Here is a 21358-nt window from a genome sequence, read left to right as displayed (position 1 = left end):
CTTCATCTTTCCATGAAAGATGAAATGACATAGCAATCACGTTCAAATGGAGACAAAACCTGCGATCAATACTGACGCTTTGCCGGCTGACGAAGCAGCCGAGCAAAAACCGCCACAGATTATGGCTGCCTTATCCATCTTCAAGACAAATATGTGCAGAACCCGAGCGAATTGATCCGACCCATCCGGACCCGCCCCGCCTGCTGTCATGCACTTGGGTGAACTATCACCGCACTGACGTTTCTCCTGCCCTATGCAGTCGTTTTTCAAAATCCAAGGCTCCGGCAGCGATGTCTTAAAACCGCTGATAGAGCCAAAAATCATGCGATCTCTTGATGAGACGGCAGCCGTCGCGCCTGAAGTCTGATGGCGACCCGGAACGAAAGCCATGATGGTGAAACGTAAATAATTAGTAAAGCGAATTTTGGTCGATATAAAAATTTATCAGCCATTAACTTAGTTTTTTTGTTTGAACAAACAACCAACTGGCTTGATTGACTAAATCGACGAACCGGAATTACTTACGCCGCCAGGTCTAGTTCTTGGTTATTTTCTGGACCGGTTCGTCAATTCTGGACCAAAGACCTAGGCGCCGTGACTAGGTCTCCTTCCTTTTTCAATCGACCGGACAGGGTCAATCAAAACGTTTTTTTGGGTGCTTTTAGCGCCGGGGAACCGCTGTCCCAGGGACGATTTTTGGCCAGAAGCCGCCATTCCGGCTTGCGCAGGCGCGGACAAGTTTCCGAGAGCGCTGAGCCCAGCGCGACGAAAGCCGGCGCGCCGGTGGCGCGATCAGGCCAGTTTACGACCGGCGCCGGCCACTTCCCGCCCACGGCCGCCTTTTTCCATGAAGTCCGCGATATGGGGGCGCTTGTCGATCTGCCGGCGATAGAGGTCGAAAACCGCCTCCGTCAGCCTGCCGTCGCGGCCGAGCGCGCCATCGCCCAATTCGATCATCCGCAGATTAGGCCAAGTTTTTTCGCGAATGCCATGAACCTGCCCCAGCACCGATTCGGCGCTGCTGTCCGGCCGCGCCTGGGCAATGATCAGCGCCAGCGCCGCCGTGGAGCGGGAAATGCCGGCGTGGCAATGGACCAGAAGCCGCGCTGCCGGACCGCTGGCCTGCACGCTGCGGCCGAAGGCCAGGATGGCCGCGATATCCGCCTCAGACGGCAGGACCATCCCCGGCTGCGGATCGATGATGTCATGAAAGCGCAGTTCCAGCCGGGCATGCTCGCCATACTGGCCGAAAGCCTCCGGCACCGGATGATCAGGGTCGAGGATGGACAGCACATGCGTGGCCCCCAGCGCGGCATGGTCGCCCAGTTCCTCTATACCGCAGACGGCTATGCTGAAGCCCAAAGCGTCGATCATCACGCGGCAGTCCTGTCAAAATCCTGACGACAAACATGGGACGATCTGGTTTTGGGCGCCAGACTGACAGCGCAAACGCATTAATCGCGGTTAAGAGACAACATCCACCCGACGCAAAACCATCACGCGGCTGTCATCAAAGCCGGACCATAAGGCCGCCCCTCACTTTATTGAGAACGGACCGACCTTATGACGATTTCCCGGCGCGGCCTGCTTGGCGCAAGCGCTTCCCTGGCGACGCTGGCCGCTGCCGGCACCCGCTTTGCCCCCATGGCTCGCGCGGCCGAAGCCGCCCTCTCCCCGGCCCTGATCGCGAGCGCGAAGGCCGAGGGCAAGCTCAACCTTGTGGCACTGTCCCATAACTGGGCCTTCGAGCCGCTGATGAAGACCTTCTCGTCGCGCTACGGCATCGCCATCGACGACAGCAATTCCGAAGGCAGCTCGGCCGAGGAAATTCAGGCGGTGCGCACCCTGAAGCATGACGACCGCGCGCCGGATTGCATGGACCTGTCCCCCACCTTCGCCGTGCTCGGCACCCAGAAGAAGCTGCTGGCGCCCTATAAGGTCGCGACCTGGAAGGATATCCCGGCCGATGCGCGCGACCCGGAAGGCCATTGGGTGGGCGACTATTTCGGCATCGTCTCCTTCGCGGTGAACCGCAAGGTCGTCGCCAATGTGCCGCGCAGCTGGCGCGACCTGCTGAAGCCCGAATATCGCGGCATGGTCGCCATGGACGGCACGCCGCTGGGCTCGGGTGACGCGCTGGCCACCGTCATGGCCGCCAATCTCGCCTTCGGCGGCACAATGCATAACGTCGCACCCGGCGTCGAATTCTTCGCGCGCCTGGCAAAAGCCGGCAATCTGAACCCGGTCGCGGTGACGGAGCCCATGCTGGTCAGCGGACAGGCGCCCATCGTGCTGCGCTGGGACTATCTCAACCTCACCTCGCGCGACAATGCCGCCAAGATGGCGCCGATCGAGGTTGTGGTGCCCAATGACGGCGCGCCCTTCGGCGCCTTCTATGCCCAGGCCATCAGCGCCTTCGCGCCGCATCCCAAAGCCGCGCGCCTGTGGCAGGAATTCCTATATAGCGATGAGGGCCAGCTCGGCTTCCTGGCGCAATACGCCCATCCGATTCGCTTCAATGCCATGCTGGCGGCGGGCGCCATCCCGGCCGAAATGCTCGCCAAGCTGCCTTCGCCGGAAGCTTATAAGAAGACGCAGTTCGCGACGCTGGATCAGACCAACGCCGCCAAGAAGGTCATTTCCGACCTCTGGACCCGCGACGTGAAGGTCGGTTGATCTCCTTCCAGGGGCCGGGCAAGAGGTGCCTATGACCGAGACATCGCCCGGCTCCTGGCCCGAACTGACCACCGCGCGTCTGCGCCTGCGTATGTGGGAGGCGCGGGACGCGGCACCCTTCGCCGCGCAGAACGCGGATGAGGAAACCATGCGCTACCTCGGCGGCCCTAAAACGGCTGCCGAAAGCGATGCCTATATCGCGCGTACCAAAACGCATTGGGCCGAGGACGGCTACGGCAAATGGGCCGTGGAACTGGCCGAGACCGGCGCCTTCATCGGCGCGCTGGGCTTGCAGCGCATACGCTTCGAGGCGGATTTCACGCCGGCGGTGGAAATCGCCTGGCGCTTGACGCGCGGCTTCTGGGGCCGCGGTTATGCGACCGAGGCCGCTCGCGCCGCCATCGCCTATGGGTTCCACACGCTCCGTCTGCCCGAAATCGTCGCCCTCACCGTGCCGGACAACACGGGCTCCCGCGCCGTCATGGAGCGCGTGGGCATGAAGCTGGCGGGCGAATTCGACCATCCGCTGCTGCCGCACCCCCATCCCCTTTGCCGTCATGTGCTGTATCGGCTGACGAAACAGACATCCTGACCTGACCGGCCCCAAAAGGGCTGAGATGTCGTGCTGCATTGCGGTAGAAATGCGCATGCCCCATCGCCGCACCCGATTCCTGAGCGTCGTATTGCTTCTGACCGCCTTGGTGCCGGCCGCGCCAGTCCGCGCGCAGCCCGTGGCGGTCGATCTGACAGCCCAGCCCTGGCGGTCGCTGGGGCGCGTGCAGACGGAACTGGGCACGCGCTGCACCGGCTTCCTGATCGCGCCAAGTCTGGTCATGACCGCAGCCCATTGCCTGTTCCGCCCGACCACCGGCCATTACGTGCAGCCGAGTTCGGTGCATTTTCTGTGGCGCTATGATCGCGGCACCTATGCCGACCAGGCCAGGGCGCTGAGCTTCGTCGTCTCCCCCGGCTACGACCCGACGCAGGAATTGCGCACGCTGGGCCTCGACCGCGCTTTCCTGACGCTGGACCATCCGATCGGCCAGGACGCGGACAGCGTGCGATTCGCGCCCGCCATGCCCCCGGTCGGCACCGTGGTCTATCTGGGCGGCTATAATCGCGACCATGACGAGATTTTACAGGTCGACCGCTGCCGGATTTTGGGTTTTCGCGTCGACCGTGGCGGCAACCGGCTGCTGGAGGATGACTGTCATGGGGAGCCCGGCACCAGTGGTGCGGCGCTTTTCACGCAACTGGCGGGCGGGAGCTGGGGTGTCATCGGCCTGTCGGTCGCCAGCACCGGGGGCCGCCATGTCAAAGGCCTTGCCGAACCTCTGGCGCCCTAGCAGACAGGGGCGTCGCCTTCGTTCAAATCTCCAGGCACCTGCGTTCTGGCTGCTTTGCTGCGGTCAGCGCACCACTATTGCATCCTGCGCATAGAAACGATCGGCCCATATGGAACGCTTCTCTGGCCTATCCCTCCTTCGTCACGCTCTCGGCGGCCATCAAGGGTGGAAACCCTTCTGGCGTGAGCCTGAGCCCAAGGCTGAATATGACGCCGTCATCGTGGGTGGCGGCGGCCATGGCATGGGCGCGGCCTATTACCTGGCCAAGGAACACGGCCTGCGGAATATCGCGGTGCTGGACAAGGGCTGGCTGGGCGGCGGCAATACCGGCCGCAACACCACCATCATCCGCTCCAATTACCTCTTCCCCGAGAGCGCTGCCCTTTACGATCATGCGCTCAAAATCTGGGAAACGCTGTCCCAGGATCTGAACTACAACACCATGTTCTCCCCGCGCGGCGTGCTGATGCTGGCGCATACGGTGCATGACGTTCAGGTCTTCAAGCGCCATGTCTTCGCCAATCAGGCGGCGGGCGTGGATAATGAGTGGCTGACGGCGGAAGAGTGCAAGGCCTATTGCCCGGCGCTGAACATCTCCCAGAACATCCGCTATCCGGTCGTGGGCGGCGCCTTGCAGCGGCGCGGCGGCACGGCCCGGCATGACGCAGTCGTCTGGGGCTATGCGCGCGGGGCGGACGCCATGGGCGTCGATATCATCCAGAATTGCGCCGTCACCGGCATCCGCCGCGACGCCTCCGGCGCGGTGGAAGGGGTGGAGACCGAGCGCGGCTTCATCCGCACCAAGAAGGTCGGCGTTTCGGCCGCCGGCAATACCTCGGTCGTCATGTCCATGGCGGGCCTGCGCATGCCGCTGGAAAGCTTTCCGCTCCAGGCTTTGGTCTCGGAACCCGTGAAGCCGGACTTTCCCTGTGTCGTCATGTCCAACACCATCCACGCCTATATCAGCCAGTCCGACAAGGGCGAGATGGTGATCGGCGCCGGCACCGACGCCTATACCAGCTACACGCAGCGCGGCGGCCTGCATATCGCGGGCCATACGCTGGATGCGATCTGCGAATTGGTGCCGATGTACCGGCGCCTGCGGATGCTGCGCAACTGGGGCGGCATCGTCGATACGACGCCCGACCGCTCGCCCATCATCTCCAAGACCCCTGTGAAGGGCCTTTACGTGAATTGCGGCTGGGGCACCGGCGGCTTCAAGGCCACGCCGGGCTCGGCGCATCTTTTCGCGCATACGATCGCGAAGGACGAGCCGCATCCGATCAACGCGCCCTTCAGCCTGGACCGTTTCGTGACCGGCAATTTCATCGACGAGGCCGCCGCCGCGGCCGTGGCGCATTGAGGGAGCTGGACCGATGCTGATTATCCCCTGCCCCCATTGCGGCCCCCGGCCGGAACTGGAATTCCGCTACGGCGGCCAGGCGCATATCGCGCGCCCGGTTGATCCGTCGCCGCTGACCGACCAGGAATGGGCCTCCTTCCTGTATAGCCGCGACAATGAGCGCGGCATCCATGCCGAGCGCTGGCGCCATATCCACGGCTGCGCGCGCTTCTTCAATGTCGTGCGCGACACCACGACCGATCAGATCCTGGCCAGCTACAAGACGGGCGAAGCCCGCCCGGAAGGCGTGTGATGCCTGATTCTCTCGCACCCGATTTCACCGCCGCCACCGTGAACGAGCCCTTCCGCACGCCCTCCGGCGGGCGCATTGACCGCGCAAAGCCCGTCACCTTCAGCTTCGACGGCAAAGCCTATAGCGGCGTGGCCGGCGATACGCTGGCCTCGGCATTGCTCGCGCATGGCGTCCATCTCATGGGCCGGTCCTTCAAATATCACCGCCCTCGCGGCGTGATGACGGCGGGATCGGACGAGCCGAATGCGCTGGTCACCGTCAGCCGCGACGCGGGGCGTACGGCCCCCAATCTGCGCGCGACGCAGGTGGAATTGTATGAGGGCCTGTCGGCGATCAGCCAGAATCGCTTTCCGTCTCTGGGTTTCGATGTCGGCGGCATTAACGACCGTTTCGCGGCCCTGCTGCCGGCGGGCTTCTACTACAAGACCTTCATGTGGCCGCGCAGCTTCTGGGACCGCGTCTACGAGCCCGTTATCCGCGCCTCCGCCGGTCTCGGTAAAGTGCCGACCGCGCCGGACCCGGATCGCTATTTGCAGCGCCACGTTCATTGCGAGGTGCTCGTCATCGGTGCCGGCCCGGCGGGCCTTGCCGCAGCGCTCGCCGCCGCAGAATCCGGCTTGCGCGTCATCCTCTGCGACGAGCAGAACGAATTCGGCGGGTCGTTGCTTGCCGACACCAGTTCCCTCATCGCCGGCAAGCCCGCGCAGGTCTGGCTGGCCGAGACGCTGGCGGAACTGGCAGGCTACAGCCACGTCACCCTGCTGCCGCGCACCACGGGCTTCGGCTATTACCCGCATAATCATGTCGGTCTCGTCGAGCGCGTGACCGATCATCTGGCCAGCCCCGATGGCGCTCAGCCGCGTGAGCGGATGTGGCAGGTGCGCGCCCGCGAAGTTGTGCTGGCGACCGGCGCTTTCGAGCGTCCGCTGACCTTCCCCGAGAATGACCGCCCCGGCATCCTGCTGGCCGATGCGGCGACAACCTACCTCAACCGCTATGGCGTGAAGCCGGGCAAGCGCGCCGTCATCGCCGCCGCCAATGACAGCGGCTATCGCGCGGCGCTCGCGCTCGCCGAAGCCGGCGTCGAAATCGCCGCCATCGCCGATCTGCGCCGCGCGCCCAGCGGCACGGGCTATGACGCGGCCAAGCGCGCCGGCCTGCCCATCGAGACCGGCAAGACCATCGCCGGCACCTCGGGCAAGATGCGCGTCGATGGCGCCTCCATCGCCTCGGTCGGTGAGGACGGCACTGTTTGGAAGACGCAGGACATTGCCTGCGACCTGCTGCTGATGGCCGGCGGCTGGACGCCGACGCTGCATCTCTATTCGCAATCGCTGTCGAAGCTGCGTTGGGATGACACGGTGCAGGCCTATGTGCCGGGCGCGGTCGCGGCCAGCCAGGCCTTGCGCGCGGCGGGCGCCGCCAGCGGTGCCTATGGTCTGGAAGCGGCACTCAGCACCGGTTTCAAGGCCGGTAATGACGCCGCCGTCGCAGCGGGCGGCGATGCCGTCACCACGCGGGTTTTCGTCACCGTCTGCCCGGCGGGCGATGCCTCCACCTTCCTTGGCGCGCTGCCGCATAACCGCGACGCCAATCGTGTGCGCGCCTTCGTCGATTTCCAGAACGACAGCACGGCGAAGGATTTGAAGCTCGCGGTGCGCGAAGGCTTCCGCTCGGTGGAACATGCCAAGCGCTATACGACGACGGGCATGGCGACCGACCAGGGCAAGACCAGCAATATGCCCATGCTGGGCGTGATGGCGCAGGCCCAGGGCAAGACCATTCCCGAAATCGGCTTCACCACCTTCCGGCCGCCCTTCACGCCCACGACCTTCGGCAATTTCGCCGGGGCCGCGCGTGGGGATCTGTTCGACCCCATCCGCCGCACGGCCATCCATCACTGGGCCGAGGGCGAAGGCGCGGTTTTCGAGGATGTCGGCCAGTGGAAGCGCGCCCGCTACTTCCCCCGCCAGGGCGAAGACATGCACGCCGCCGTCGCCCGCGAATGCAAGGCGGTGCGCGGCAGCCTGGGCATCTTTGACGCTTCAACCTTGGGCAAGATCGAGGTCGTGGGGCCGGACGCGGCCGAATTCATGAACCGCATGTATGTGAACCCGTGGACCAAGCTTGGCGTCGGGCGTTGCCGCTATGGCGTCATGCTGCGCGAGGACGGGTTTGTGTATGATGACGGCGTCGTGGGCCGCATCGCCGAAGACCGCTTTCATGTCACGACCACGACGGGCGGCGCGGCTTCCGTTCTGAACATGATGGAAGACTACCTCCAGACCGAATGGCCGGACCTCAATGTCTGGCTGACCTCGGCGACCGAGCAATGGGCGGTGATCGCCCTGCAAGGGCCGAAGGCGCGTGAAGTGCTTGCGCCCTTCGTCGAAGGCATTGACCTGTCACCGGCGGCCTTCCCGCATATGGCCATCGCCGAAGGCCGCATCTGCGGCGTCAAGACCCGCCTGTTCCGCGTCAGCTTCACCGGCGAATTGGGTTTTGAAATCAACGTGCCGCCCAGCGAAGCCCGCCGGGTCTGGGAAGCGTTGTACGCCGAAGGCCGCAAGCACGGCATCACGCCCTATGGCACCGAGACCATGCATGTGCTGCGCGCCGAAAAGGGCTTCATCATCGTGGGGCAAGAGACGGACGGCACGGCGACGCCGGACGACGTGGGTCTCACCTGGGCCATCGGCAAGGCGAAGAAGGACTTCGTCGGCAAGCGGTCCCTCACCCGCCCCGGCATGATGGAGAGCAAGCGCAAGCAGCTGGTGGGCCTGCTGTCGGCTGACGGCCGCACGGTGCTGGAGGAAGGCGCGCAGATCGTGGCCGACCCCCGCCAGCCCAAGCCGATGACGGTGCTGGGCCATGTCACCTCCTCCTATATGAGCGCGGCATTGGGCCACCCGATCGCGCTGGCCCTGGTGGAAGCCGGGCGAAGCCGTATGGGCGAGACCCTTCAGGTTCTGGTGCCGGGCCGTGGGTCCGTCGCCGTCAAACTCGTCTCGCCTGTCTTCTATGACGCTGAGGGAGCACGCCTCGATGTTGTCTGATATTGTCGAGACCACGCCGATCGACGCTAATGGCGTGCGGCTGGAAACCCTGCCCGCCTTTGGCCGGCTGAATTTCCGTGGCCGTGGTGCGGCGGTCAGCGCCATGGGCGAGGCTTTCGGTCTGGCGCTCCCGCAGGAGGCCTGCCGCGCCGCCATCAGCGGCAGCCGTGCAGCGCTCTGGCTCGGGCCGGACGAATGGCTGCTGCTGCTGATGCTGCCCAGCGATACGGATGCCGTGATCGCGGCAGCGGCCACGTCGCTTGCCGGCCAGCCGCATAGTCTGGTCGATATTTCCGAGCGGCAATACGCGCTGGGCCTGTCCGGCCGGCAGGCCGCGACCGTCCTGGCCGGCGGCAATCCGCTGGATTTCGACCTGCGGGCCTTCCCCGTCGGCATGTGCACGCGGACCGTCATGGGCAAGGCCGAACTCGCCATCTGGCGCACCGAGCCCGACCGTTTCCATATCGAGGTCTGGCGCAGCTTCGCCCCCTATATTCGGGGCTTCCTGCGCGAGCATATGCGCGAATTCGGGGCCTGATCTTGCCGGCTGCTTCTGTCTTTTGCGTGGAGTGGCCTCATGATCAGCGTCTTTGATCTCTTCAAGATCGGCATCGGCCCTTCCTCCTCCCATACCGTGGGGCCGATGAAGGCGGCCGCCGCCTTCGTGGCCGCGCTGCCGTGCCTGCCCGAGCGGATCGAGGTGCGGCTGCTGGGGTCGCTCGCCTGGACCGGACGCGGCCACGCGACCGATACCGCCGTCATGCTGGGCCTGGCCGGCGAGAGCCCCGATACCGTCACGGCGGCTGCCGCGCGGCGCATCATCGACGATGCGCGCGGCGCCTATCGCCTGCCGCTGGGCAGCCAGATGATCGGCTTCGACCCCACCCGCGACATCATCTTCGATACCGAGGCCGAGACGCCGGTCCACGCCAATACCATGGTGCTGACGGCGCTGGACGCCGATGACAGCGTGCTGCTGGCCGAGCGATGGTGTTCCGTCGGCGGCGGCTTCATCGCCCGCGAGCATGAGGTGGGCGAGGCTTTCGAGGATGGCGCGGTGCCGCTGCCCTATCCCTTCACCAATGGCGCCGAAATGCTGCGAATGGGTGAGGCCGCCGGCCTCTCTGTCGCCGGCATGATGTGGGAGAATGAGCGCGCCCGCCTGCCGCAGGCTGAAATCGAGCGGCGGCTGGATGCGATCATCGCCGTGATGATGGATTGCATCGATCGCGGCATGGAGGGCGAAGGCGAATTGCCGGGCGGATTGAAAGTCCGGAGACGCGCCAAGGCGCTTCTGGAACGCATGGAAGCAGCCACCCGCCGCAATACGCCGCTGCCGCATGGCATGATGGACCGCGTCAGCCTCTATGCCATTGCGGTGAACGAGGAGAATGCGGCCGGTGGGCGCGTGGTGACGGCGCCGACCAATGGCGCCGCCGGCGTGGTGCCGGCCGTGCTGCGCCACTACCGCGACCATTGCCCGGAGAGTTCGCTGGAAGGGATGCGGGATTTCATGCTGACGGCGGCGGCCATCGGCGCGCTGTTCAAGATCAATGCCTCTATTTCAGGCGCGGAGATGGGCTGCCAGGGCGAAGTGGGCGTTGCCTGCTCCATGGCCGCCGCCGGCCTCACCGCCGCGCTCGGCGGCAGCATTCTGCAAGTCGAGAATGCGGCCGAGATCGGCATGGAGCATCACCTGGGCATGACCTGCGATCCGGTCGCCGGGCTGGTGCAGATACCCTGCATCGAGCGCAATGCTTTTGGGGCCATCAAGGCCATCAACGCGGCGTCCCTCTCGCTGCATGGTGACGGCACGCACCGCATTTCGCTGGATCAGGTGATCGCGACGATGCGGCAGACGGGCATGGATATGCAGTCGAAATACAAGGAGACGTCGCTGGGTGGGTTGGCCGTGAATTTCACGGAGTGCTGAGACCCTAGAAAATTCCGCCTGCCTGGATTATGTAACTGCATTATACGCACATATTGCAGTGACGGAGCGGGCCATGCCCCGGACCAGCCGAACACCCAAGGATAGCAGCTTCAACCTGCGCATCGACCCAGCGCTGAAGGCCGCATTCACGACTGCGACCGAAGCGGAGGACAAGCCAGCCGCTCAAGTTCTGCGCGACTTCATGCGGGCCTATGTGAAGCAGCGGGAACGGCAAGCCTTTGAGGCCGAAGCCAAGCGGGAGTCTCTGGAGGCTGCCCGAGCCGCACGTGATCCTCTCAGTGATGAAGCGCAGATCATGCGCGAAATTGCCGCCGACCTCGACGACCCAGATTTCTGGGCGGCTTAAAGGCTTTGATGCGCGGCGACCTCGTGACGATCGCGGTGTCGGGCGATTACGGCAAACCGAGACCGGCGCTGATTATCCAAGCGGACCCATTTGCTGAACTCAACAGCATTACCGTTCTGCGCCTGACCAGCGAGTTGCACGACTGGCGCAACTTCCGCGTCACCATAAAACCGAGCCCGGAAAACGGATTGCGGGTGGTGTCGCAAATCATGATCGACAAAGCGGTGACCGTTCCACGCGACAAAATCGGTCCTGTTATCGGCGTGGTGGATTCGGAAACGATGCAGGCGGTGGACGCCGCCTTGGCCCGATTCCTAGGGCTCGATCGGCGTTAACCCGCCTGAAATTCCGCCCAGACCTTCGGCAGCAGACGGATCAGCCGATCCGCCCATTCCGCCTGGCCCGTTTCCGTCGCGATCAGGTCTTGGCGGATTTCGAGTTCAAGGTAAGGCAGGTTGCGGCGCTCGGCATGGACCGGAATGGTGTAGTCGGTCAGGTCGCTGACGAAATAGGGCTCGTTATCGCCGATCACGAGGCCACCCTCTTCGTCCAGCAGCCGCTTCAGAATCAGCGACATCCGCGCATCGCGATTATACAGCACGGCCGCGTGCCAGGGCCGTGCTTCGCCCTTATAGACCGGCGTGAAGCTATGGACGGCGACGATGGCGGTGGGTTGCCCGGCAGACAGGCGCGCATCCAGCGCCGCCGCAATGGCATCGTGATAGGGCTGGAAAATCTCCACCTGCCGCGCCAGCCGCTGGTCATCCGTCAGGCCGATATTGCCCGGAATTTCGGTCGTCTCGCTGATCTCGGGGATGGAACTCGGCACCGAGGGGTCGCGATTGCAGTCGATCACAAGGCGGGAATAGACCTGCCGGATCAGCGTCGCGTCCAGCGCGTCCGCCAGCCGCAGGGCGACGGCGCGGGCCCCGATGTCATAGGCGATATGCCGCTCCATCTCGGCATCCGAGACGCCAAGCTGCCCCAGGCTTTGCGGCATCCGCCGGCCAGCGTGATCGCAGGTCAGGAAAAGATCGGAGGAGCCTTGCGCATGGTCGATGACCACGGGCGCGGGATCACTGTCTGAAAGCAGAGTCGTGGCGTCATTCATCCGCGCAGCATAGCTGGCCCAAGCGCCAGCGCCAGCCCCGGCCGGCATCCATGACTTGACCTCGTCGGCAATTGGTTCTGACCTTGGCCCGCGTCATTGAAGGATAGCGTCATGGATTTCGAAACCAAGCTCGACCGTCTGGCCGAAGTCGCCGTGAAGACGGGGCTGGGCCTGGCCCCCGGCCAGGAACTGGTGATGACGGCGCCGCTGGAAAGCCTGCCCCTCGCCCGGCTGATCACCCGCCACGCCTATAAGGCCGGCGCTTCCCTGGTGACGACCTTCTACGGCGACGATGACGCCACCCTGGCGCGGTTCGAACTCGGTTCGAATGAGAGTTTCGACACGGCCCCGGCGTGGCTGTTCGAGGGCATGGCGAAGGCCTATGGCGCCGGTGCCGCGCGCCTTGCCATTTCCGGCGAAAACCCGGCTCTGCTCGCGGGTCAGGACGCGGACAAGGTCAGCCGCGCCAACCGCGCGCGGTCAAAGGCCTATCAGCCGGCGCTACAGCATATCGTCGATTTTCATATCAATTGGAGCATCGTCTCCTTCGCCAGCACCGCCTGGGCGACGATGGTGTTCCCGGATGCGACCGAGTCCGACGCCGTGATGAAGCTGTGGGATGCGATCTTCGCGGCGTCGCGCATCGATCAGGCCGATCCGGTGGCCGCCTGGGCCGCGCATAACGCGCGCCTGCACGACCGCAAGACCTTCCTGAACGACAAGCGCTTTTCGGCGCTGCGGTTCCGTGGCCCCGGCACCGACCTGACGGTCGGGCTGGCCGACGCGCATGAATGGGCGGGCGGGTCGGAAAAGGCGCGCAACGGCATTACCTGCAATCCGAATATCCCGACCGAGGAGGTTTTCACCACGCCGCATGCGCGGCGCGTGGACGGTTTCGTGCGCAGCACCAAGCCGCTCTCCTACCAAGGCACGCTGATCGAGGATATTTCCGTGCGCTTCGAGGCCGGCAAGATCGTCGAAGCCAAGGCCCGCACCGGCGAAGAGGTTTTGCAGAAGGTGCTGGAGACGGATGAAGGCGCGGCGCGCCTGGGCGAAGTGGCGCTGGTGCCGCACTCCTCCCCCATCTCGCAGAGCGGCATCCTGTTCTACAACACGCTGTATGATGAGAACGCCGCCTGCCATATCGCGTTGGGGCAGGCCTATAATAAATGCATCATCGATTTCGAGAATAAGACCGAGGCGCAGCTGGTCGAGGCCGGGGCCAATCGCAGCCTGATCCATATCGACTGGATGATCGGCTCGGGCGAAATCGATATCGACGGCGTGACCGCCTCGGGCGGGACCGAAGCCGTGATGCGCGGCGGCGAATGGGCGATTTGAGTTAGCCCGCTCTTTCCCCTTAGGGCGCCCGCAGAACCGTCGTGATGGTCAGCGTCACGTCATCGGCGATCAGCGGGCGGTCCGCCACCATGCCGAAATCGGTCCGGTTCAGCCGGCTGTGAAAGACGAGACGCATCACCGGCACGCCCTTGGCAACGCTATGAACCAGCGTGCCGGTCAGCGCCTGCGGACGGGACACGTCGCGGATGGTCAGATTGCCGGCGATGGCGAAGCGGTCGCCCGGCAAAGCCTGCACGCTGTCGCTCTCAAACCGGATGGTGGGGAAGCGCATCGCGTCGAAATAGGGGCGCGAACGTAGGGTCGCTGCCCCGCCGAAAGGCACATTAATCGCATCGTCAAACACCAGAACCGCGATATTCACCGCTGACGGGTGATCGGTATCGAAGTGGATATGCGCGGTGAAATGCCGGAAATCGCCGTTGACCGGCACCACATTCGCGACCGTCGTGCCGAAGGCGATGCGCGCTGTCGTCTGGTCGATCACATATTCCACCGGATGCGCCACGGCCGGCCTGGACGCCAGACCGATGCCGGCGGCCAGACACAGCGCCATCAGCCAGGATTTTCGCCGAAACGGGTCGCGGCCGGTTTTTATGAAGGCCATGGTGTTTACCCCTGCTTTGGGGAGTAAACACCAATCCGGCGGTTTTATTCGGTTACTTTTGCGATGGCGAACTGGCCGCGACTGACGGCGCGGCAGGCCGCTACTTGCCCAGCACATCCAGCGTATGGCGCAGCGGCTCGCTGGACAGGCGGATGGGCGGGCTGGAGAATTTAATGCCGCCTTCGAAGGGCGCTTCCATATCCAGCATCAATTTCAATGCCGCCGAAACCGCGAAAGCGCAGAGCAAAAGCGCGATCACCGCCGTCAGGTTTCTGGGGGCGAACAGGCCGTAGCTGAGGAAGAGAACAACCAGCCACAGCAGGACCGCGCCCAGGAAGGGCGCCGGAAAGGCGCTCCATTCCTCCTGCACCAATTGCCAGCGCGCGGCGCTGATATCGCTCGACACCTGCAAGGCCTGCCCCACCAGCCAGGTCTGGCGGGCGTCGGCAGGCTTCAGGGCGAGGATGCTGTCCTGAACTTTATTGAGAACGGCGGTCGTCGCCGGATTCTCCACCGCGCGGCTGCTGCGGTTTTCGGTGAAGAGATCCTGATAGGTCCGTGCCGCATAGTCCTTCAAATCCTGACGGATCGGATCGGCGGCCGGACCGTAACGGTTCAGCACGTCCTGCATCTTGATGATGTCGCTGGAAAGTTCGGCCACATTGGCGTTGCGGGCCGAGAAGGACGTATTCGCCGTCGAGATCAGCAGGCCAATGACCAAGGCCGACATGGTGCCGACCACCGCCATGGACGCGGTGACGACAGACCGGGTTTCGGGACTGAAATGATGCTGCGGCAGCTTGCCCGACAGTGCCATGCCGAGCATCGCGCCGCCGAAGATCAGCACCATCATGATCAGAGCGACCAAAGGCGAGTGTAGGACCATTATCGTGGAGCTTCCCTGCCATGACGCTGGGCGAAAGCTCTGACCGAGGAACGGCTTCGCGTCAATCTGTCGAAAGATAACGAATAGAAGGCGCTAAGCCGCCTTATCCTGTCCCGCGATGCGCGCCAGATTGCCCAGAATGTCCTTGGCCAGCCGGATGCGCTTGGAAATATCCATATCCGCCACCACCACCAGCTTGTGGTCGGGGCGCAGCTTGATGGCCCCGCCCCGGCTGCCGATCCAGGGGATAAGCCCCGCGACATTGCCGAAGGCATTGCCCCGGAAGCCCAGCACCATGCCCTTCGGCCCGGCATCCAGCTTCTCCACCCCCGCCTCGCGGCAGATGCGTTTCAGCGTCATCACCTGCAACAGATTGTCGACCTCCTCGGGCAGCGGCCCGAAGCGGTCCACCAGTTCGGCGCCCATCGCCTCCGTCTCCTCGACCGAAGACAGGCTGCCGATGCGGCGATAAAGGCCGAGGCGAACCGGCAGATCCTTCACGTAAGCTTCGGGGATCAGCACGGGCAGGCCGAGGCCGATGGTCGGCGTCCAGTCCCGCTCGGCCGCGCGGCTTTTCTTGCCGCGTTCGGCGCGCAGATCGGCGACCGCATCTTCCAGCATCTGCTGATAGAGCTCGATGCCGACTTCGCGGATATGGCCGGATTGTTCGTCGCCCAGCAGATTGCCGGCGCCGCGAATATCCAGATCATGGCTGGCGAGCGTGAAACCCGCGCCCAGCGTATCCAGCGTCTGCATCACGTCCAGCCGCTTTTCGGCTGCCGCCGAAAGGCGGAAGCTCGGCGGCCAGGTGAGATAGGCGTAGCCGCGCTGCTTGCCGCGTCCGACACGCCCGCGCAGCTGATAGAGCTGACCGAGACCGAACAGATCGGCGCGATGAATGATCAAAGTATTCACCGCCGGCATGTCGAGACCGCTTTCGACGATATTGGTCGAAAGCAGAACATCGTATTTGCCGTCGCCGAATTCCGTCATGACGCGTTCCAGGTCGGTCGGCGACAGGCGGCCATGGGCTTCGACGATGCGCAGATCGGGCACGATTTCCAGCAGCCGCTTGCCGACGCGCTCCATATCCTCCAGGCGCGGACAGACGCAGAAAATCTGCCCGCCCCGGAAGCGCTCGCGCTGGATCGCCTCGCGGATCACCAGACCGTCGAAGGGCATGATGAAGGTGCGGACAGCCAGCCTGTCGACCGGCGGGGTCGCGATGATGCTCATCTCCCGCACGCCTGTCAGCGCCAATTGCAGCGTGCGCGGAATGGGGGTCGCCGTCAGCGTCAGCACATGCACATCGGCCTTGAGCGACTTCAGGCGTTCCTTATGCGCGACGCCGAAATGCTGCTCCTCGTCGACGATGACAAGGCCGACATCGGCAAAGCTGATGGATTTGGCGAGCAGCGCATGGGTACCGACGACGATATTGACGGTGCCATCGGCCAGACCGGCCTTGACCTGCGTCGCTTCCTTGGCCGTCACCATGCGCGAGAGCTGCGCCACATTGATCGGCAGGCCGGCGAAGCGCGCCGAGAAGCTGCGGAAGTGCTGCCGCGCCAGCAAAGTTGTCGGCACAACTACCGCCACCTGCGCACCGGACATCGCGGCGACAAAAGCCGCGCGCAGCGCCACTTCCGTCTTGCCGAAACCGACATCGCCGCAGATCAGGCGGTCCATCGGCTTGCCGGAGGCCATGTCTTCCAGCACGTCGGCGATGGCGCGGGACTGATCCTCCGTCTCCACAAAGGGAAACTTGGCACAGAATTCGTCCCACATGCCTTCCGGCGGGGCCAGGCTCGGCGCTTCATGCAGACGCCGTTCGGCGGCGATGCGGATAAGCCCGGCGGCCATGTCGCGAATGCGCGTCTTGGCCTTCGCCTTGCGGTTCTGCCAGGACGCACCGCCCAGCTTGTCCAGCGTGACGCCGGCGGTCTCCGTCCCGAAGCGGGACAGAACCTCAATATTCTCGACCGGCAGAAACAGCTTGTGCTCGCCGTCATAGATCAGCCGCAGACAGTCATGCGGGGCGTCATTGACGCGGATGGTGACAAGCCCGTCATACCGGCCGATGCCGTGATCCTCATGCACCACCAGATCGCCCTCGGCGATGTCGGTGGCCTCGGCGATGAACTGATCGGCGCGCTTGCGCTTGCGGGGCGGGCGGGCCAGACGGCGGCCGAGCAAATCCTGCTCGCCCACCACGGCCATGCGGTCACCCACAAAACCGCGTTCCATGCCGAGCGTGACCAGCGCGATGGCGTTCGGCGGCAGCTTGCGCACGGCATCCGCATTGGCCGCGACCATCAGCTGGTCGAAACCCTGTTCCCGCAGCAGCCCGCCAAGGCGTTCCCGCGAGCCATCGGTCCAGGCGGCGATGACAAGACGCTTCTTCTCAGCCGTCCAGGTGGCGGCCTGCGCCCGCAGCTTGTCGAAAATATCCGGTTGCATATCGCCGCCGGGCGCGAAGATGGGCGCGGGCCGGCCGCCGCCATCCACGCCCTGCGCGCCATCCGGCCGCCCGAAGGGGCTGAAGGTGAAGCTCGGCACCTGTGCCAGCAGGCCGGACCAGTCATCCGCGCTGAGATACAGCCGCTCGGCCGGGATAGGTCGATAGGGCGTCTCGCCGTCGCGCGGCGGCACGCGGCGCGCCTCGTAATGATCGCCGATCAGTTCCAGGCGGGAGGCCAGAACCTCCTCGGCCTGATGATCCAGCGCGATGGAAACGCCGGGCATATAATCGGCGAGCGTTTCCATCGCGTCGTAGAACAGCGGCACCCAATGTTCCATGCCGGCATGGCGGCGCCGCTCGGAAATGGAGAGGTAAAGCGGATCTTCGGTCGCGGCCTGGCCGAACAGCTCGCGCCAGCTGGTGCGGAATCGGGCCACCGATTCGGGGTCCAGCGGCACTTCCGAGACCGGATGCAGGGTCAGGCCCTTCACGGCATCGCCGCTGCGCTGGCTGTCGGTATCGAAGCGGCGCATGGACTCGATACTGTCGCCGAAGAGATCGAGGCGGATCGGGTCCGGCTCGCCAGCCGGAAACAGGTCGATAATACCGCCGCGCATAGCGAATTCGCCCGGCTCCATGACGGTGGAGGCGCGGGCGTAGCCATGGGCTTCCAAAAAGATCGCCAGCTTCTCAGGCTCGACGGTGGCGCCGGGCTTGAGGTTCAGGCTGGTGCCCTGGAACATGGCGCGCGGTGGCACGCGCTGGATGAGGCCGTTGACGGTCGTCAGCACCACGCCGCGCTGAAAGCCGCCGCCCGACAGCTGCGCCAGGGTCGCGATGCGTTCCGAGACGATGGCCGGATTGGGGGAGACGCGATCATAGGGCAGACAGTCCCAGGCGCCGAAGCGCAGCACCGGCAGTTCGGGCGCGAAGAAGGCCAAGGCCTCGGCCATGCGGGCCAGCCGCTGGTCGTCCCGCGCCGCATGCAGGATCGGCCCCTTGGCATCCAGCGCCTGGCGGACGAGCAGGGCCGCGTCCCAGCCTTCGGGCGCGCCATAGACGGTCAGACGGGTCATTATTTGCCACCTGCGGCGATCATGGCCTGGAGCAGCGGATGGTCCAGCGCGGGTGGCACAGCTTGACGGCGGGTAAGCCACTCGGCCAGATCGGGCTCCGGCAGTTCCAGGAGTCGCTCGATCTCCGTCAGCTCATCGGTCGTGAAGGCGTGAAGCCGGGATGAGACGAAACCGCCGATCAGAAGGTCAAGCTCATGCGTGCCGCGATGGGTGGCTCGGAACAGAAGGCGCCGCCGGCGCTGGTCAAGGTCTGGTACGGAATCGCTCATGGGTGATCAAAGCTATAGCCACCCAAGCCCAAAGAGTCAGCCAGTGAGCGTCGATCCCCTCAGCCAAATTCACGCGCCACTGACCCTCCTTCCCGGCATAGGCCCGCGACTCGCGACGCCCTTGGCCCGGCTGGCGGGCGGGCCGCGCATCCGCGACCTGCTGCTGCATCTGCCGGACAGCTACGTCGATCGGCGCGAGCGGCCGAAACTCAGCGCTGCCCGGCCCGGCGGCATCGTGACCCTGGAAGTCGAGGTCATGAGCCATGAAAGCCCGCGCACGCGCAGCCAGCCCTGGCGCGCCGTGGTGACGGACGGCTCGGCCTTCGCCGACATCGTGCTGTTCCACCAGGCGCGGCTGAGCCAGATGCCGGTGGGGGCGACGGTCATCGTCTCGGGCAAGCTGGAAAGTTTCAACGACCGGCTGACCCTGCCCCATCCCGATTACGTGCTGCCGGTGGGCCGTGCGCATGAAATGCCGGCGATCGAGCCGGTCTGGCCGCTGACGGCGGGCATCACCAACCGCACAGTGGGAAAGGCGATGTCCGGCGCGCTGATGCGCCTGATGGAATTGCCGGAATGGATTGAGCCGTCCCTTCTCTCCCGCCGCCACTGGCCGAGTTTTGCGGCGGCGCTGAAGCGCATTCAGGCACCGGATACAGACGTCGTCGCACGCGACACGTCCCGGCTGCGCCTGGCCTATGACGAATTGCTGGCCGAACAGATCGCGCTCGGCCTGCGCCGGCTGGCGCTGAAGAAGCGGCCGGGCCGGTCGCTGATCGGCGACGGCCATCTGCGCGACGAGGCTTTGCGGCGCTTCGGTTTTCAGCCGACCGCCGGACAGGCCCAGGCGCTGGCCGAGATCGACGCCGATATGGCCGCCGCCCATCCCATGGTGAGGCTACTGCAAGGCGATGTCGGGTCCGGCAAAACCCTGGTCGCGCTCCTCGCCATGCTGCGCGCGGCCGAGGCCGGCGCGCAGGCCGCCATCATGGCGCCGACCGAAATTCTGGTGCAGCAGCATTTCCGCACGCTGTCGGCGCTGTCGCCCGTGCCGGTGGGGCTGCTGACGGGGTCGATGACCGCGCCCGCGCGGCGGCAGGTTCTGGCCGGACTGGCGGATGGGTCCATCCCGCTGGTCGTCGGCACCCATGCGCTGTTCCAGAAGGCGGTTGCGTTCCAAGACCTGGGCCTCGCCGTCATCGACGAGCAGCACCGGTTCGGCGTCGATCAGCGGATCAGTCTGGGCGACAAGGGCGACCGCACGGATGTGCTGGTGATGACGGCCACACCCATTCCGCGTTCCCTCCGCCTCACCCAATATGGCGAAATGGATTTGAGCCAGCTGACGGAAAAGCCGCGCGGCCGGGGCAGCATCCGCACCACGCTGCATGGTCTGGGTGCGATGGGACAGGTGATCGGCGGCATCACCCGCGCGATGGAGCGCGGCGCGCGCATCTACTGGGTTTGCCCGCTTGTCACCGAAAGCGAGGCGATGGACCTCTCGGACGCCGAATTCCGCTTCGACATGCTGAATAAGCGCTTTCCCGGCCTTGTCGGTCTGGCCCATGGCCAGCAGGACGCGAAGGTGCGCGAGGACGCGCTGGCCGATTTCGCGGCCGGGCGGACGCAGCTTCTGGTGGCCACCACCGTCGTGGAAGTCGGCGTCGATGTGCCGGAAGCGACCGTCATGGTCATCGAACATGCCGAGCGCTTCGGCCTGGCCCAGCTGCATCAGCTGCGCGGGCGTGTGGGGCGCGGCGCAGAGGAAAGCTTCTGCCTGCTGCTGCATGAAGATGGACTGACCAAGATCGCGCAGGAGCGGCTGGTGCTGATGCGCGACACGACCGACGGCTTCGTCATCGCCGATGCCGATTTCCGCATTCGCGGCCATGGCGATGTCACCGGCACCAAACAATCCGGCCTGCCCGGCTACCGGCTGGCGGATGTGCCGGATCAGGAGAAGCTGCGGGAGGTCGCCGTAAAGGACGCCACCATGCTGCTGGACCAGGATCCGCAATTGCGGTCCACGCGCGGCCGCGCGGCGCATGTCTTGCTGCGGCTTTTCGACAAGGAAGACAGCGTCAGACGGATGCGCGCCGGATGAGCGGCCGCCAATATCCAGCACGGCCGATCGTCGGCATCGGCATCGTACTGCTGAAGCCGCCGTCCCATGTTCTGCTCATTCGGCGAGGACAGCCGCCCATGCTGGGTGCCTGGGGCCTGCCGGGCGGCGCGCAGGATGTGGGTGAAACCGCCGAAGACGCGGCGCGGCGGGAATTGCTGGAAGAGACCGGCCTGACGGTCGGCGCGCTGACGCTTGCCGGCAATGTCGACAGCATCGACCGCGACGGTGAAGGCCGCGTGCGCTACCACTATACGATTCTGGATTTCGCGGGATTGTGGGAGGGGGGCGAACCCCATGCGCTGTCCGACGCGGCGGACGTCACCTGGGCCGATCTGTCCGACCTTGGGCGCTACGATCTGTGGAGCGAGGCGCATCGCATCATCGCGCTGGCGCGGCAGGCTTTGGGGATTTAGGGCTGACCCGTCCCGATC

Annotated in this window: 20 protein-coding genes; 13 read left to right on the top strand and 7 right to left on the bottom strand. The window is 64.9% G+C overall.

Going from position 1 to position 21358, the window contains the following annotated elements; all coding sequences use genetic code 11:
- Window positions 1-42 precede the first annotated feature (42 nt).
- Together ASILVAE211_RS11380 and ASILVAE211_RS11375 are read right to left on the bottom strand one after the other, a co-directional pair.
- The gene (locus tag ASILVAE211_RS11380; protein WP_227321440.1) at window positions 43-324 is read right to left on the bottom strand and encodes a hypothetical protein; all 282 of its coding nucleotides are present in this window, start codon (window positions 322-324) and stop codon (window positions 43-45) included.
- 468 nt (window positions 325-792) lie between these two features.
- Window positions 793-1374 (bottom strand): tyrosine phosphatase family protein, encoded by a 582-nt coding sequence (locus ASILVAE211_RS11375; protein WP_227321439.1) that lies wholly within the window; start codon window positions 1372-1374, stop codon window positions 793-795.
- 189 nt (window positions 1375-1563) lie between these two features.
- Here ASILVAE211_RS11375 and ASILVAE211_RS11370 point away from each other — a divergent pair, with 189 nt between their 5' ends.
- From ASILVAE211_RS11370 to ASILVAE211_RS11325, 10 genes are all read left to right on the top strand, one after another.
- Entirely contained in the window at window positions 1564-2676 is a 1113-nt protein-coding gene (locus ASILVAE211_RS11370; RefSeq protein WP_227321438.1) for an ABC transporter substrate-binding protein, read from the top strand.
- Between the two features lie 31 nt (window positions 2677-2707).
- Window positions 2708-3268 carry a GNAT family N-acetyltransferase gene (locus ASILVAE211_RS11365; protein WP_227321437.1) on the top strand — a complete coding sequence of 187 codons (561 nt, stop codon included), beginning with the start codon at window positions 2708-2710 and terminating at the stop codon, window positions 3266-3268.
- Window positions 3269-3323: 55 nt separating this feature from the next.
- Window positions 3324-4022, top strand: a complete 699-nt coding sequence (locus ASILVAE211_RS11360) for a trypsin-like serine peptidase (protein ID WP_227321436.1) — start codon at window positions 3324-3326, stop codon at window positions 4020-4022.
- A gap of 109 nt (window positions 4023-4131) precedes the next feature.
- Window positions 4132-5385 (top strand): sarcosine oxidase subunit beta family protein, encoded by a 1254-nt coding sequence (locus ASILVAE211_RS11355; RefSeq protein WP_227321435.1) that lies wholly within the window; start codon window positions 4132-4134, stop codon window positions 5383-5385.
- Window positions 5386-5398: 13 nt separating this feature from the next.
- A complete protein-coding gene (locus ASILVAE211_RS11350) occupies window positions 5399-5677 on the top strand; it encodes a sarcosine oxidase subunit delta (protein WP_227321434.1) in 279 nt (92 codons plus the stop codon).
- The gene (locus ASILVAE211_RS11345) at window positions 5677-8733 is read left to right on the top strand and encodes a sarcosine oxidase subunit alpha family protein (protein ID WP_227321433.1); all 3057 of its coding nucleotides are present in this window, start codon (window positions 5677-5679) and stop codon (window positions 8731-8733) included. The genes ASILVAE211_RS11350 and ASILVAE211_RS11345 overlap by 1 nt, the downstream gene beginning before the upstream one ends.
- Window positions 8723-9271 carry a sarcosine oxidase subunit gamma gene (locus ASILVAE211_RS11340; protein WP_227321432.1) on the top strand — a complete coding sequence of 183 codons (549 nt, stop codon included), beginning with the start codon at window positions 8723-8725 and terminating at the stop codon, window positions 9269-9271. Before ASILVAE211_RS11345 ends, ASILVAE211_RS11340 begins: the two co-directional genes overlap by 11 nt.
- A gap of 39 nt (window positions 9272-9310) precedes the next feature.
- Entirely contained in the window at window positions 9311-10666 is a 1356-nt protein-coding gene (locus tag ASILVAE211_RS11335; RefSeq protein ID WP_227321431.1) for an L-serine ammonia-lyase, read from the top strand.
- A gap of 73 nt (window positions 10667-10739) precedes the next feature.
- Window positions 10740-11033 (top strand): hypothetical protein, encoded by a 294-nt coding sequence (locus ASILVAE211_RS11330; protein WP_227321430.1) that lies wholly within the window; start codon window positions 10740-10742, stop codon window positions 11031-11033.
- Between the two features lie 8 nt (window positions 11034-11041).
- Window positions 11042-11368 carry a type II toxin-antitoxin system PemK/MazF family toxin gene (locus tag ASILVAE211_RS11325; protein WP_319799556.1) on the top strand — a complete coding sequence of 109 codons (327 nt, stop codon included), beginning with the start codon at window positions 11042-11044 and terminating at the stop codon, window positions 11366-11368.
- On the opposite strand, the gene ASILVAE211_RS11320 is transcribed toward ASILVAE211_RS11325, so the two are convergent.
- A complete protein-coding gene (locus tag ASILVAE211_RS11320) occupies window positions 11365-12144 on the bottom strand; it encodes an N-formylglutamate amidohydrolase (RefSeq protein WP_227321428.1) in 780 nt (259 codons plus the stop codon). The two genes, ASILVAE211_RS11325 and ASILVAE211_RS11320, sit on opposite strands and share 4 nt — an antisense overlap.
- Window positions 12145-12255: 111 nt before the next feature.
- On the opposite strand from ASILVAE211_RS11320, the gene ASILVAE211_RS11315 reads away from it, so the two are divergent.
- Complete coding sequence (locus ASILVAE211_RS11315) at window positions 12256-13485, top strand: aminopeptidase (RefSeq protein ID WP_227321427.1); 1230 nt, start codon at window positions 12256-12258, stop codon at window positions 13483-13485.
- Window positions 13486-13504: 19 nt separating this feature from the next.
- On the opposite strand, the gene ASILVAE211_RS11310 is transcribed toward ASILVAE211_RS11315, so the two are convergent.
- The 4 genes from ASILVAE211_RS11310 to ASILVAE211_RS11295 all read right to left on the bottom strand — a co-directional run bounded on the left by ASILVAE211_RS11310 (window position 13505) and on the right by ASILVAE211_RS11295 (window position 18802).
- Window positions 13505-14110 (bottom strand): YceI family protein, encoded by a 606-nt coding sequence (locus tag ASILVAE211_RS11310; protein WP_227321426.1) that lies wholly within the window; start codon window positions 14108-14110, stop codon window positions 13505-13507.
- Window positions 14111-14210: 100 nt separating this feature from the next.
- Window positions 14211-14996: a bestrophin-like domain gene (locus tag ASILVAE211_RS11305; protein WP_227321425.1), complete on the bottom strand. Its 786-nt coding sequence runs from the start codon at window positions 14994-14996 to the stop codon at window positions 14211-14213.
- Between the two features lie 93 nt (window positions 14997-15089).
- Complete coding sequence (gene mfd, locus ASILVAE211_RS11300; protein ID WP_227321424.1) at window positions 15090-18533, bottom strand: transcription-repair coupling factor; 3444 nt, start codon at window positions 18531-18533, stop codon at window positions 15090-15092.
- Complete coding sequence (locus tag ASILVAE211_RS11295; RefSeq protein WP_227321423.1) at window positions 18533-18802, bottom strand: FAD assembly factor SdhE; 270 nt, start codon at window positions 18800-18802, stop codon at window positions 18533-18535. The genes mfd and ASILVAE211_RS11295 overlap by 1 nt, the downstream gene beginning before the upstream one ends.
- A gap of 43 nt (window positions 18803-18845) precedes the next feature.
- Between ASILVAE211_RS11295 and recG the strand changes: the two genes are divergently transcribed.
- Both recG and ASILVAE211_RS11285 read left to right on the top strand, forming a co-directional pair.
- On the top strand, window positions 18846-20906 hold the full coding sequence (gene recG / locus ASILVAE211_RS11290) for an ATP-dependent DNA helicase RecG (protein WP_227321422.1): 2061 nt from the start codon (window positions 18846-18848) through the stop codon (window positions 20904-20906).
- Entirely contained in the window at window positions 20903-21340 is a 438-nt protein-coding gene (locus tag ASILVAE211_RS11285; RefSeq protein ID WP_227321421.1) for an NUDIX hydrolase, read from the top strand. The genes recG and ASILVAE211_RS11285 overlap by 4 nt, the downstream gene beginning before the upstream one ends.
- Window positions 21341-21358 lie beyond the last annotated feature (18 nt).

Origin of the sequence: Acidisoma silvae, assembly GCF_020618775.1 — a bacterium.
Lineage (GTDB): Bacteria > Pseudomonadota > Alphaproteobacteria > Acetobacterales > Acetobacteraceae > Acidisoma > Acidisoma silvae.
The sequence above is the reverse complement of the archived record's forward strand: the minus strand, read 5'-3'. Positions and strand labels throughout refer to the sequence as shown.